At 70.4% G+C, this 12,208-nt stretch carries 13 protein-coding genes; 7 read left to right on the top strand and 6 right to left on the bottom strand.

All coding sequences use genetic code 11. The features are described 5' to 3' along the window. Positions 1-79 precede the first annotated feature (79 nt). Positions 80-616: a DUF6542 domain-containing protein gene (locus IEZ11_RS36155; protein ID WP_189267204.1), complete on the top strand. Its 537-nt coding sequence runs from the start codon at positions 80-82 to the stop codon at positions 614-616. A gap of 58 nt (positions 617-674) precedes the next feature. On the opposite strand, the gene ppgK is transcribed toward IEZ11_RS36155, so the two are convergent. Both ppgK and IEZ11_RS36145 read right to left on the bottom strand, forming a co-directional pair. After that, positions 675-1,424 (bottom strand): polyphosphate--glucose phosphotransferase, encoded by a 750-nt coding sequence (gene ppgK, locus IEZ11_RS36150; RefSeq protein ID WP_189267203.1) that lies wholly within the window; start codon positions 1,422-1,424, stop codon positions 675-677. Between the two features lie 76 nt (positions 1,425-1,500). Continuing rightward, positions 1,501-2,514, bottom strand: coding sequence for a 4-hydroxy-3-methylbut-2-enyl diphosphate reductase (locus IEZ11_RS36145; RefSeq protein WP_189267202.1), 1,014 nt, complete (start codon positions 2,512-2,514; stop codon positions 1,501-1,503). 118 nt (positions 2,515-2,632) lie between these two features. Here IEZ11_RS36145 and xseA point away from each other — a divergent pair, with 118 nt between their 5' ends. From xseA to IEZ11_RS36130, 3 genes are all read left to right on the top strand, one after another. Next, a complete protein-coding gene (xseA, locus tag IEZ11_RS36140; protein ID WP_189267201.1) occupies positions 2,633-3,841 on the top strand; it encodes an exodeoxyribonuclease VII large subunit in 1,209 nt (402 codons plus the stop codon). A 42-nt stretch (positions 3,842-3,883) separates the two neighbouring features. Further along, positions 3,884-4,114 (top strand): exodeoxyribonuclease VII small subunit, encoded by a 231-nt coding sequence (locus IEZ11_RS36135; protein ID WP_189267200.1) that lies wholly within the window; start codon positions 3,884-3,886, stop codon positions 4,112-4,114. Between the two features lie 141 nt (positions 4,115-4,255). After that, positions 4,256-4,846: a malonic semialdehyde reductase gene (locus tag IEZ11_RS36130; protein WP_189267199.1), complete on the top strand. Its 591-nt coding sequence runs from the start codon at positions 4,256-4,258 to the stop codon at positions 4,844-4,846. A 104-nt stretch (positions 4,847-4,950) separates the two neighbouring features. On the opposite strand, the gene IEZ11_RS36125 is transcribed toward IEZ11_RS36130, so the two are convergent. Continuing rightward, positions 4,951-5,475, bottom strand: a complete 525-nt coding sequence (locus tag IEZ11_RS36125) for a DUF4245 domain-containing protein (protein WP_189267198.1) — start codon at positions 5,473-5,475, stop codon at positions 4,951-4,953. Positions 5,476-5,601: 126 nt separating this feature from the next. On the opposite strand from IEZ11_RS36125, the gene glpX reads away from it, so the two are divergent. After that, positions 5,602-6,639 (top strand): class II fructose-bisphosphatase, encoded by a 1,038-nt coding sequence (gene glpX, locus IEZ11_RS36120; protein WP_189267197.1) that lies wholly within the window; start codon positions 5,602-5,604, stop codon positions 6,637-6,639. A 144-nt stretch (positions 6,640-6,783) separates the two neighbouring features. Here glpX and IEZ11_RS36115 read toward each other — a convergent pair whose 3' ends face one another. Continuing rightward, on the bottom strand, positions 6,784-7,167 hold the full coding sequence (locus tag IEZ11_RS36115; RefSeq protein ID WP_189267196.1) for a WhiB family transcriptional regulator: 384 nt from the start codon (positions 7,165-7,167) through the stop codon (positions 6,784-6,786). 153 nt (positions 7,168-7,320) lie between these two features. Continuing rightward, positions 7,321-8,022 carry a DUF1707 SHOCT-like domain-containing protein gene (locus tag IEZ11_RS36110; RefSeq protein ID WP_189267195.1) on the bottom strand — a complete coding sequence of 234 codons (702 nt, stop codon included), beginning with the start codon at positions 8,020-8,022 and terminating at the stop codon, positions 7,321-7,323. A gap of 180 nt (positions 8,023-8,202) precedes the next feature. Between IEZ11_RS36110 and IEZ11_RS36105 the strand changes: the two genes are divergently transcribed. Continuing rightward, positions 8,203-9,900, top strand: coding sequence for a fumarate hydratase (locus IEZ11_RS36105; RefSeq protein ID WP_189267194.1), 1,698 nt, complete (start codon positions 8,203-8,205; stop codon positions 9,898-9,900). 337 nt (positions 9,901-10,237) lie between these two features. Here IEZ11_RS36105 and IEZ11_RS36100 read toward each other — a convergent pair whose 3' ends face one another. Further along, a complete protein-coding gene (locus IEZ11_RS36100) occupies positions 10,238-10,603 on the bottom strand; it encodes a hypothetical protein (protein ID WP_189267193.1) in 366 nt (121 codons plus the stop codon). 195 nt (positions 10,604-10,798) lie between these two features. On the opposite strand from IEZ11_RS36100, the gene IEZ11_RS36095 reads away from it, so the two are divergent. After that, a complete protein-coding gene (locus IEZ11_RS36095) occupies positions 10,799-12,184 on the top strand; it encodes a class II fumarate hydratase (protein ID WP_189267192.1) in 1,386 nt (461 codons plus the stop codon). The last annotated feature ends 24 nt before the right edge of the window (positions 12,185-12,208 follow it).

Genomic DNA, 12,208 nt, shown 5'->3' with positions numbered 1-12,208 from the left:
TGGACAAGCTCTGCTCTTCGGCTTGGTTTCGGCGTGTCTGGGCCCCGACTGGGCACATAAACCGACCTAAGTTGGTCCGATGGAGCAACGCAGGACCCGACCCCGACAGCACGGACCGAGCCGTGGTGCCCCCCGCGCGCCGCTGCCGCCGCAGGCGACCCGGCGGCCGGCGACGGCCGAGCGCCGGCCCGCTCCGGGACGGCCGCGTCCGGCGCCGGTGGCGGGGCCCGCTCGGCTGCCGAACCCCCGGCTCACGGGGCTGGGCTGCGGCCTCTTCTGCATGGCCGCGATGCTCGTGCTCGGCCTCCTGGACGACCTGCTCTTCGGGGCGTCCCTGACCGTGTACGGCGTGCTGTCCCTGCCGGTGTCCGCGCTCACCGCGGTGTGGGTGCGCGGGGGCGACCTGCTGACCGCCCCCGTCGTCGTCCCGATCGCCTTCGCCGTCGGTCTGGTGGCGGTCGCCGACGACGGCGGCGGCGGTTTCCTCGGCGAGGTGATGGGCCTGGTGACGGCCCTGTCCACGCAGGCCGGCTGGCTCTACGGCGGGACGCTGATCGCCGGAGCGGTCGTCGTCGTCCGCCGGATCCGGCTGATCCGGCGCCGCCGCAGGGCCTGATCCGGCGCCGCCGCAGGGCCTGACCCCGGCCCGCGGGCCGTGTCCTCGGTGCCGTCGGCTATCTGGCGTGGTGGGCCGCGCGCATCGCGGCGCCCACGATCCCCGCGTTGTTCTGCAGCTGGGCCGGGACGATCTCGGCCTTGATGCCGCCGATGTACGGCAGGAACTTGTCGGCCTTGCGGCTCACCCCGCCGCCGATGATGAACAGGTCCGGGGTGAAGAGCATCTCGACGTGCGCCAGGTACTTGTCGACCCGCTGCGCCCACTGCTCCCAGCTGAGGTCGTGGTCCTCCTTGGCCTTGCTGGAGGCCTTCTTCTCCGCGTCGTGCCCGTCCAGCTCCAGGTGGCCCAGCTCGGTGTTGGGGACCAGCTCGCCGTCGACGAACAGGGCGCTGCCGATGCCGGTGCCGAAGGTGAGCAGGACGACCACGCCCTTGCGGTCCCGGCCGGCGCCGAACTCGATCTCGGCCACGCCCGCCGCGTCCGCGTCGTTGACCACGGTCACCGGGAGGCCGCCGAGCCGCTCGCTGAACAGCGTGCGCGCGTCGGTGTCGATCCAGCTCTTGTCGACGTTCGCCGCCGTGCGGATGTGCGTGCCGTCGGTGACCACTCCCGGGAAGGTGAGCCCGACCGGGCCACGCCACCCGAAGTGGTCGACGACCTGCTTGACCCCGTCGGCGACGCCGTCCGGCGTCGCCGGGTGCGGGGTGAGCACCTTGCACCGCTCCTGGGCCAGGTCGCCCTTGTCCAGGTCCACGGGAGCGCCCTTGATCCCTGAACCACCGATGTCCACACCGAAGATCTGCATGGCTCCACGTTACGTCGTACGACTGACAGTCACGACGTCGGACGGCGCCGCGGTCACACCGTCGTACGGACGGACCTCATGCCCCGGCGCCGCTGCCGCCGCGCTCGGCGACCAGGGTGGCGGCCTCTTCGCGCAGGTCACGGCGGAGTTCCTTGGGGAGCGAGAAGACGATGGACTCCTCGGCCGCCTTGACGATCTCGACGTCGCCGTAGCCGCGCTCGGCGAGCCACTCCAGGACCTGCTCGACCAGCACCTCGGGTACGGAGGCGCCGGAGGTGACGCCGACGGTCGTCACGCCCTCCAGCCATGCCTCGTCGATCTCGCTCGCGAAGTCGACCAGGTAGGCGTCGCGGGAGCCGGCCAGCTTGGCGACCTCCACCAGCCGCTTGGAGTTGGAGGAGTTGCGGGAGCCGACCACGATGACCAGCTCGGCCTCGGCGCCCATCTGCTTCACGGCGAGCTGGCGGTTCTGCGTGGCGTAGCAGATGTCGTCGCTGGGCGGGGAGATCAGCTGCGGGAACTTCTCCTTCAGGGCGTCGACGGTCTCCATCGTCTCGTCCACGGAGAGGGTGGTCTGGGAGAGCCAGACGACCTTGGACTCGTCGCGGACCTCGACCTTGGCGACGTCCGCCGGGCCGTCGACCAGCTGGATGTGGTCGGGGGCCTCGCCGGAGGTGCCGATGACCTCCTCGTGGCCCTCGTGGCCGATCAGGAGGATGTCGTAGTCGTCGTTCGCGAAGCGGACGGCTTCCTTGTGGACCTTGGTGACCAGCGGGCAGGTGGCGTCGATGGTGGCGAGGCGGCCGCGCTCGGCCTCCTCGTGGACGACGGGGGCGACGCCGTGCGCGGAGAACATCACGATGTTCCCCGGCGGGACCTCCTCGGTCCGCTCGACGAAGATCGCGCCCTTCCTCTCCAGGGTCTGCACGACGTACTTGTTGTGGACGATCTCGTGCCGGACATAGATCGGGGCCCCGTACTGCTCCAGGGCCTTCTCGACGGCGATCACGGCGCGGTCCACACCCGCGCAGTAGCCACGGGGGGCGGCGAGCAGGACACGGCGGCCAGGCGAAGCGGTCATGGCACCCATCGTAAGGCCGCGTCATGCCGCCCCCGGACCCCCGCTTCGGACTGGACGGCCTCGTCCTCGAACGCCGGACGGGCTGGTGAGTGGCGGTCCTGTCAGTGCGCGCCGTTAGTCTCGCCGCATGGCTATGAACACGTCCGCCGAGGCCCCCGTTCCGGTGGGGGAGGTCTCGCGGCTGATCGGGGGGTGGATCGACCGGCTCGGGGCCGTCTGGGTCGAGGGGCAGATCACGCAGCTCTCGCGGCGGCCGGGGGCAGGTGTCGTGTTCCTGACGTTGCGGGACCCCTCGCACGACATCTCGATCGGCGTCACCTGTTATCGGCAGGTGTTCGACGCCGTCGCCGACGTGGTCGGCGAGGGGGCCCGGGTCGTCGTCCACGCGAAACCGGAGTGGTACGCGCCGCGTGGGCAGCTGTCCCTGCGGGCCGCCGAGATAAGGCCGGTCGGGGTCGGGGAGCTGCTGGCCCGGCTGGAGATGCTCAAGAAGGCGCTGACCGCCGAGGGGCTGTTCGCCGCCGCGCGGAAGAAGCCGTTGCCGTTCCTGCCGCAGTTGATCGGGCTGGTGTGCGGGCGGGCCTCGGCGGCCGAGCGGGACGTGCTGGAGAACGCCCGGCGCCGGTGGCCGGCGGTGCGGTTCGAGGTGCGGAACGTGCCGGTGCAGGGCGTGCACGCGGTGCCGCAGGTCGTGCAGGCCGTGAAGGAGCTCGACGCGATCGAGGAGGTGGATGTGATCATCGTCGCCCGCGGTGGCGGCAGCGTGGAGGATCTGCTGCCGTTCTCCGACGAGCAGTTGGTACGGGCGGTCGCCGGGTGTCGTACGCCCGTGGTGTCCGCCATCGGGCACGAACCCGACAATCCGCTGCTCGACCACGTCGCCGACCTGCGCGCGTCCACCCCCACCGACGCCGCGAAGAAGGTCGTACCGGATGTGGGTGAGGAGCTGGAGCGGGTGCGGATGCTGCGGGACCGGGCCCGGCGGTGTGTCGACGGGCTCGTGGCGCGGGAGGAGCGGGGGCTGGCGCAGGCGCTCGCGCGGCCGGCCATGGAGGATCCGCACCGGATGGTCGACGAGCGGGCCGATCACGTCGCCGCGCTGGTCGACCGTTCACGGCGCACGCTCGGGCATCTGCTCGACCGTGCCGACTCCGAGCTGACGCACACGCACGCACGCGTGGTGGCCCTCTCCCCCGCCGCCACGCTGCGGCGCGGTTACGCCGTGCTGCAGAAGGGCGACGGCCATGTGGTGCGGCACCCGGAGGACGTCGGGCCGGGCGAGGCGTTGCGGGCGCGGGTCGCGGACGGGGAGTTCACGGTGCGGGTGGACGGCTAGAGCCATGTCGTACGGGCGGATGAGAGAGGTGGGCGCATGAGCATGAGCGGCAAGACGGAGGAGACGCTCTCCTACGAGCAGGCGCGGGACGAGCTGATCGAGACGGTGCGGCGGCTGGAGGCGGGCGGAACGAGTCTCGAGGAGTCCCTCGCGCTCTGGGAGCGGGGCGAGGAGCTGGCCAAGGTGTGCCGGCGATGGCTGGAGGGGGCGCGGGCCCGGCTGGACGCCGCGCTCACCGAGGAGGAGGAAGAAGAGGAGGCGGGAGAGGGCTGAGGAACGCCGCCCGTGTGAGGCGGATCACCACGGTCCGGTTTTTGTTGAATGTTGAATCTCGTCGCGCGTATGGTCGTGCCGTCAACCTATCCGGACCATGGTCCGGATGTGTATCGCGACGCGACCTCTAGGAAGTTCAAGATGTCTCTCGTTCTCGACCCCACCGCTCAGGACCTGCTGTTCCGCGAGGCCCGCACCGCCAACACCTTCACCGACGAGCCGGTGACCGACGAGCAGGTGCAGGCGATCTACGACCTGATCAAGTTCGGTCCGACCTCCATGAACCAGTCGCCGCTGCGCGTGGTCCTGGTCCGCTCCCCCGAGGCCCGTGAGCGCCTGGTCCGGCACATGTCCGAGGGCAACCAGAAGAAGACCGCCACCGCCCCGCTGGTCGCGATCCTCGCCGCGGACAACGAGTTCCACGAGGAGCTGCCGGAGCTCTTCCCGCACTTCCCGCAGGCCAAGGACGCGGTCTTCGGCGACCGCGCGGTGCGTGAGGGCAGCGCGGCCCTGAACGCCGCCCTCCAGGCCGCCTACTTCATCATCGGCATCCGCGCCGCCGGTCTCGCCGCCGGCCCGATGACCGGCGTCGACTTCGCGGGCGTCCAGAAGGAGTTCCTGGACGACGACCACACCCCGTTCGCCGTCGTCAACATCGGCAGGCCGGGCCCGGACGCCTGGTTCCCGCGCGGCCCGCGCCTGGCCTACGACGACGTCGTCACGACCGTCTGAGCCACGCCGCACAGCTCGCCGCGGAGTGCGCCGCGGAGCTCAGGCAGAGCCACGAGAGGCCCCCGGCGTCGGGGGCCTCTCGTGTTCGCCTCGCGACGCGCGCGTCAGGACATCTTCAGCGCCGCCGCCATCTTCGTCAGCTGGGTGAAGGAGGCCGTGCCGGCCACCACCGTGGTCGAGCCGGAGGTGCCGTCCAGCACCAGCGCGTCGTAGCGGCCGCCCGTGTAGTGCGTCCAGGTGCGGTCGCCGATCTTCTCGGTCGTCTTCGTGGCCGACGCACCCTGGCTGGCGTCGTCGATGAAGTCCGCGCGCTTCTGAGTGGACTGCTCGATCTGGACGTACTGACCGTCGGGGGTCTGGTAGCCGAGGTGCCAGCGGTCCCCGTCCTCGCCCTGGAAGCGGACCGAGGTGGCCTTCCAGCCGCCGGACAGGCCCTCGGGCGCCGCCACCGGGTAACTCGCCGCGCGTCGTGCCGTCAGCAGCTCGACCCGGTAGTCCACCCTCGGGAGGTCGGGAGCGTGATCGTCGTGCGGGACCAGGAAGTAGATGAAGCCCGCCGCGAGACCGATCAGGGCCAGGGAGAGAATCATGTCCCGGACCGTCTTCTGCTTGCCGTTCGTGCCTGCCACGTCCCCTATCGTCGCAGGTGCCCGCTGCGCTCATCCGTGGGGTCCCCTGCTCATTTTGTCAGCCTGGCGATAGAGTCGACGGGAAACCCTCATCCGGCCGTCGTCGTATCAGAAAGGTGCGCTCCGATGACCGAGAATCATCATCACCTGCCGTCCGAGCTCGATGTCCCCTCCGAAGCCCCCGACCGCAACCTCGCCCTGGAGCTCGTCCGGGTGACCGAAGCCGCCGCGATGGCCGCGGGACGCTGGGTGGGCCGCGGCGACAAGAACGGCGCCGACGGCGCCGCGGTGCGCGCGATGCGGACCCTCGTCTCCACCGTGTCGATGAACGGCGTGGTCGTCATCGGCGAGGGCGAGAAGGACGAGGCCCCGATGCTCTTCAACGGGGAGCGCATCGGTGACGGCACCGGACCCGAGGTCGACATCGCCGTCGACCCGATCGACGGGACGACGCTGACCGCGAAGGGCATGCCCAACGCGATCGCCGTGCTGGCCGCGGCCGAGCGCGGGGCCATGTTCGACCCGTCCGCCGTCTTCTACATGGACAAGCTGGTCACGGGCCCGGAGGCGGCGGACTTCGTCGACATCAACGCGCCCGTCTCCGTCAACATCCGGCGGGTCGCCAAGGCGAAGCGGGCCACGCCGGAGGACGTGACCGTCGTCATCCTCGACCGGCCGCGGCACGAAGGGATCATCAAGGAGATCCGGGAGGCCGGCGCGCGCATCAAGCTGATCTCCGACGGTGACGTCGCCGGGTCGATCTACGCGCTGCGCGAGGGCACCGGCGTCGACATGCTGCTCGGGATCGGCGGCACGCCCGAGGGCATCATCTCGGCGTGCGCGGTGAAGTGCCTGGGCGGGACCATCCAGGGCAAGCTGTGGCCCAAGGACGACGAGGAGCGGCAGCGGGCGCTCGACGCCGGGCACGACCTGGACCGGGTCCTGACCACCGAGGACCTGGTGACCGGGGAGAACGTGTTCTTCGTCGCCACCGGCATCACGGACGGCGAGCTGCTGCGGGGCGTGCGGTACCGGTCGGAGACCGCGCTGACCGAGTCCATCGTGATGCGGTCGAAGTCGGGGACGGTGCGGCGGATCGACTCCGAGCACCGGCTGCGGAAGCTGCGCGCCTACAGCACGGTCGATTTCGACAAGGCGAAGTAGCGCCCGGGGGAGGAGGGACTGCCGGTCGTGCGCGGCTGCGGGTGCGCGGGGGCTGGTCGCGCAGTTCCCCGCGCCCCTTGAGGGGCGCGTTGCCCCCCCAGGGCAGCACGAAGGCGCCCTCTGTGCGGAGAGGGCGCCTTTTCGTCAGCCTGCCTGGGCTATGCGGTTGGCGGCCGCCGCCCTCGCCGCCTTCTTCAGTTCCATGTCGCGGCGCCTGCGGCGGGCCAGGACCACACGGCGTTCCGCTGCCGTGAGGCCGCCCCAGACGCCGTAGGGCTCGGGCTGGAGCAGCGCGTGTTCGCGGCACTCGACCATCACCGGGCAGCGGGCACAGACCCGCTTGGCCGCCTCCTCCCGGGACAGCCGGGCGGCGGTTGGCTCCTTGGAGGGTGCGAAGAACAGGCCTGCCTCGTCGCGCCGGCACACCGCCTCGGTGTGCCAGGGGGCGTCTTGGTCCCTGTCCCGCACTGGCACCCGCTGGGCCGGAACGGCAGCTACCTGCGGGGACGAATGCGGCGGTTGCAGCACGGGTCTACTCCTGACGACGGCTTCGCGAGCGAGAGACGATGCAGCAAGGCCTACCCGCTGTGCGCAGGCCTATGCACAGCGTCCTCAACAGCCGTACCCCGTCGGCTTGTTCACGACCCCTGAGGCCGCTGGGCAAGGAGTGATTCGCGACCGTCAACGGTCCAGGTGTTTGCGCAACTTCCGGTCGACCTTGTCCTGAACCCGGTCCAGGATGTCCTCGATGAGCTTTCCGCGCTTGGGCCGCGCCTCCACGTTGCCGAGGACGGCCCACCCGTCGATGTAGACGACCGGCGCGTCGGAGTCGACCGAATCCAGTGTGTCCGCCTCGAAGTTGCCCAGCACGCCGCCGCCGGTGCCGCGCAGCGACACGTTCTCCGGGACGCGGATCTGGACGTCGCCGAAGACCGAGATCGCCTTGATGACGACCTGCTGGTACTCGAAGATCGCCTCGGTGAGGTCGATCTCGATGGAGCCGAAGACCGCGTAGGCGTGCAGCCTGCGGCCGGCCCGCCAGCGCCCCCGGCGGCGGGCGCTGCTGAAGACGGCCACCACGTTGCTGTCCGCCTCGACGGGGATCGAGCCGGGCGTCGGCCGGGGCGGCACCGGGGTGTAGGCCGGGCCGGCCGGGTGGGCGTGGGCCGCGGGCAGGTCCCGTATGAAGACCTCCAGCTCGCCCACCGTCTTGGCGTTCAGCACCCCCTCCACGCGCTCGGCGTGCTCGTCCGCGGTCAGGCGCCCCTCGGCGAGGGCCTCCCGCAGGATGTCGGCGATGCGGTCACGGTCGGCGTCCGATGCGCGCAGCTCGGCGACCGGTGCCCCGGCGTGCTCCTGAACGGTCTGCTTCTGAAGGTCCACGGCAGCAGCGTACCGAAACGCGATAGATCGCGACTACCCTTCGTCGCGACCTGTGGAAAACCCGTACGGCCCCGAACTGAGCCTTACCTCACAGGCTCCCCGTCAGTGGCAGGTTCTACGCTGGAGAGCGCCCGCCAGCGTCGGCGGGCGGCCGTCCGTCAGAGTGAGGAATGGGCTGAGATGCCGAGTAGTTCCCCCCCGCCCCGCCCAGCGTTCGCGTACACCGATCTGCTCCCCCAGGGCGAGGACACCACCCCGTACCGGCTGGTGACCTCCGAGGGTGTGTCCACCGTCGAGGGACCGGACGGGCGGACGTTCCTCAGGGTGGAGCCGGAGGCGCTGCGCAAGCTCGCCGAGGAGGCGATCCACGACATCCAGCACTACCTGCGCCCGGCCCACCTCGCACAGCTCCGCCGGATCATCGACGACCCGGAGGCGTCGGGCAACGACAAGTTCGTCGCGCTCGACCTGCTGAAGAACGCGAACATCGCGGCGGCCGGCGTACTGCCGATGTGCCAGGACACCGGCACGGCGATCGTCATGGGCAAGCGCGGACAGAACGTGCTCACCTCGGGCGAGGACGAGAAGCACCTCTCGCACGGCATCTTCGACGCCTACACCCGGCTCAACCTGCGCTACTCGCAGATGGCTCCGCTCACCATGTGGGACGAGAAGAACACCGGGTCGAACCTGCCGGCCCAGGTCGAGCTGTACGCCACCGACGGCGGCGCCTACAAGTTCCTCTTCATGGCGAAGGGCGGCGGCTCCGCCAACAAGTCGTTCCTGTACCAGGAGACGAAGGCCGTCCTGAACGAGGCCTCCATGATGAAGTTCCTGGAGGCCAGGATCCGTTCGCTCGGGACGGCCGCGTGCCCGCCGTACCACCTGGCGATCGTGGTGGGCGGTACGAGCGCCGAGTACGCGCTGAAGACCGCCAAGTACGCTTCCGCGCACTACCTGGACGAGATCCCCGCCGAGGGCTCGGAGCTCGGGCACGGCTTCCGGGACAAGGACCTGGAGCAGAAGGTCTTCGAGCTGACCCAGAAGATCGGCATCGGCGCGCAGTTCGGCGGCAAGTACTTCTGCCACGACGTGCGGGTGATCCGGCTGCCGCGGCACGGCGCGTCCTGTCCGGTCGCCATCGCCGTCTCCTGCTCCGCCGACCGGCAGGCCGTCGCGAAGATCACCGCCGAGGGCGTCTTCCTGGAGCAGCTGGAGACCGACCCGGCGCGGTTCCTGCCGGAGACGACGGACGAGCACCTGGAGTCCGACGGCGACGACGTCGTCCGCATCGACCTCAACCAGCCGATGGACGAGATCCTCGCCGAGTTGACCAGGTACCCGGTCAAGACCCGTCTCTCGCTCACCGGCCCGCTGGTCGTCGCCCGTGACATCGCGCACGCCAAGATCAAGGAGCGGCTGGACGCGGGTGAGGAGATGCCGCAGTACCTGAAGGACCACCCGGTGTACTACGCCGGCCCGGCCAAGACCCCCGAGGGGTACGCGTCCGGTTCCTTCGGTCCGACCACGGCCGGGCGGATGGACTCCTACGTCGAGCAGTTCCAGGCGGCGGGCGGTTCCAAGGTGATGCTCGCCAAGGGCAACCGCAGCAAGCAGGTCACCGACGCGTGCGACGCGCACGGCGGCTTCTACCTCGGCTCCATCGGCGGGCCTGCCGCGCGTCTCGCCCAGGACTGCATCAAGAAGGTCGAGGTCGTCGAGTACGAGGAGCTCGGCATGGAGGCCGTCTGGAAGATCGAGGTCGAGGACTTCCCGGCGTTCGTCGTCGTGGACGACAAGGGCAACGACTTCTTCCAGGATCCGGCTCCGGCTCCGACGTTCACGTCGATTCCGGTGCGGGGTCCCGGGCTGGCGTAGCGCGGCGGGGGCGGCGGGGACGCTTGTCGCCCCCGCCGCCCCTGCCCGTCCCGTCCTCCAGGGGGTGGACCCCCTTCGACCGCCCGCTCCGGGGGCTGCCGCCCCCGCACCCCCGCATCGGCCTGAACGGCCTCGTCCTCAAACGCCGGACAGGCTGAAAAGAGTGGGGGTGCGGGGGCGGCTGTCGCCCTCGGACGGAAGGTGTCCTCAAGCGCCGGACGGGCTGAAAGACAACCTGAACGCCGGACGGGCTGAAAAAAGCCGGGTGACCTGTCGGCCGGTGTCAGTCCGGGTGACCTGTCGGTCGGTGTCAGTCCGGGTGACCTGTCGGTCGGTGTCAGTGGGGTACGCAGCCGAACCAGTTCACCGTGTGGGCGTCGGTGGTGTAGCCCATGCACTTGATGGTTCTGTCGTGGAGTTTCCCGGTGTGGTCGACCGGACCGTTCAGGTACTCCGTGTTGTGGTGGGGTTCTGTCAGGTTCTCGACCTCGACGCGGTACCAGCGGCGCTCGGTGGACGGCAGGGTGCAGCCGTGGGCGGTCATGTTCCGGCTCGGGTCGCCGCTCCAGACGGGCCGTTCCGCGCGGTCGCAGTGGACTCTGCCGTTGGCGGCGGCGGGGCCGGCTCCCATGCCCAGCAGGGTCGTCGCGCCTATGGACACCGCCGCGATGGCGCCGAGCAGGCTCTTGGGAGTGAAGTTCATCGGTTGGTCCTCCTGCCAGCCGTGGTGGCGGCGGGGAATCGCCCTGCCACCTTGGGGTGATCGTCACATTTGCCGACGATGTGCGGCTCGGTGAGCGAAGGCGGCGTCCCCCGACCCGGTGACGGCTGTGGTGCCAATGCAGCAGGCACCGGCCACGTCCGGAACAACCGTCGTGCCCCGGTCGCTGACAAGGACATGAGCGACTACCGCATCGAACACGACTCCATGGGTGACGTCCGGGTGCCCGCGCACGCGAAGTGGCGGGCCCAGACCCAGCGCGCCGTCGAGAACTTCCCCGTCTCCGGGCAGCGGATCGAGCGCGCGCACATCGAGGCGCTGGCCCGGATCAAGGGCGCGGCGGCCAAGGTGAACGCCGCGCTGGGGGTGGTGGACGAGGACGTCGCACGGGCGGTCCAGGAGGCGGCCGGGGAGGTCGCCGACGGCAAGTGGGACGAGCACTTCCCGGTGGACGTGTTCCAGACCGGGTCGGGGACGTCGTCGAACATGAACGCCAACGAGGTCATCGCGACGCTGGCGACCGAGCGGCTGGGGCGGGACGTCCACCCCAACGACCATGTGAACGCCTCGCAGTCCTCCAACGACGTCTTCCCGTCGTCCATCCACATCGCCGCGACCGCCGCCGTCACCCGGGATCTGATTCCGGCCCTGGAGCACCTCGCCGACTCGCTGGCCCGGAAGTCCGAGGAGTTCGCGGATGTGGTGAAGTCCGGGCGGACGCATCTGATGGATGCCACGCCCGTGACCCTGGGGCAGGAGTTCGGCGGGTACGCGGCGCAGGTGCGGTACGGCGTGGAGCGGCTGCGGGCCTCGCTGCCCCGGCTGGCGGAGCTGCCGCTCGGGGGGACGGCGGTGGGCACCGGGATCAACACGCCGCCCGGGTTCTCCGCCGCCGTGATCGAGGAGGTCGCCCGGGTCACCGGGCTGCCGTTCACGGAGGCGCGCGACCACTTCGAGGCACAGGGCGCCCGGGACGGGATCGTGGAGACCAGCGGGCAGCTGCGGACCATCGCGGTCGGGCTGACGAAGATCGCGAATGATCTGCGGTGGATGTCCTCGGGGCCGCGGACCGGGCTCGCCGAGATCGCGCTGCCGGATCTGCAGCCGGGGTCCTCGATCATGCCGGGGAAGGTCAACCCGGTCGTTCCGGAAGCCGTGCTGATGGTCGCCGCCCAGGTGATCGGGAACGACCAGACGATCGCCGTGGCCGGCGCCGCCGGGAACTTCGAGCTCAACGTGATGCTGCCGGTCATCGCGAAGAACGTGCTGGAGTCGGTCCGGCTGCTGGCCAACGTCTCGCGGCTGCTCGCCGACCGCACCGTGGACGGGATCACCGCGCACCGCGAGCGGGCCCGGGAGTACGCCGAGTCGTCGCCGTCCGTGGTCACCCCGCTCAACAGGTACATCGGGTACGAGGAGGCCGCCAAGGTCGCCAAGAAGGCGCTGGCGGAGCGGAAGACGATCCGCCAGGTGGTCGTCGAGGGCGGGTACGTCGAACGCGGCGACCTGACCGTCGAACAGCTGGACGAGGCGCTGGATGTCCTGCGGATGACACGTCCGTAACCGCCCGCGAACGTTTCGCGCCGC

The sequence above is a fragment of the Streptomyces fuscichromogenes genome (assembly GCF_014645815.1).
GTDB classification, from domain to species: Bacteria; Actinomycetota; Actinomycetes; order Streptomycetales; family Streptomycetaceae; genus Streptomyces; species Streptomyces fuscichromogenes.
The sequence above is the reverse complement of the archived record's forward strand: the minus strand, read 5'-3'. Positions and strand labels throughout refer to the sequence as shown.

Coding starts and splice junctions, on each gene's coding strand:
- IEZ11_RS36130 (WP_189267199.1), top strand. CDS start 4,256: ATGTCTCTCGTTCTCGACCCCACCGCTCAGGACCTGCTGTTCCGCGAG.
- ppgK (WP_189267203.1), bottom strand. CDS start 1,424: ATGCAGATCTTCGGTGTGGACATCGGTGGTTCAGGGATCAAGGGCGCT.
- IEZ11_RS36135 (WP_189267200.1), top strand. CDS start 3,884: ATGAGCGGCAAGACGGAGGAGACGCTCTCCTACGAGCAGGCGCGGGAC.
- IEZ11_RS36095 (WP_189267192.1), top strand. CDS start 10,799: ATGAGCGACTACCGCATCGAACACGACTCCATGGGTGACGTCCGGGTG.
- xseA (WP_189267201.1), top strand. CDS start 2,633: ATGGCTATGAACACGTCCGCCGAGGCCCCCGTTCCGGTGGGGGAGGTC.
- IEZ11_RS36100 (WP_189267193.1), bottom strand. CDS start 10,603: ATGAACTTCACTCCCAAGAGCCTGCTCGGCGCCATCGCGGCGGTGTCC.
- IEZ11_RS36145 (WP_189267202.1), bottom strand. CDS start 2,514: ATGGGTGCCATGACCGCTTCGCCTGGCCGCCGTGTCCTGCTCGCCGCC.
- glpX (WP_189267197.1), top strand. CDS start 5,602: ATGACCGAGAATCATCATCACCTGCCGTCCGAGCTCGATGTCCCCTCC.
- IEZ11_RS36105 (WP_189267194.1), top strand. CDS start 8,203: ATGCCGAGTAGTTCCCCCCCGCCCCGCCCAGCGTTCGCGTACACCGAT.
- IEZ11_RS36155 (WP_189267204.1), top strand. CDS start 80: ATGGAGCAACGCAGGACCCGACCCCGACAGCACGGACCGAGCCGTGGT.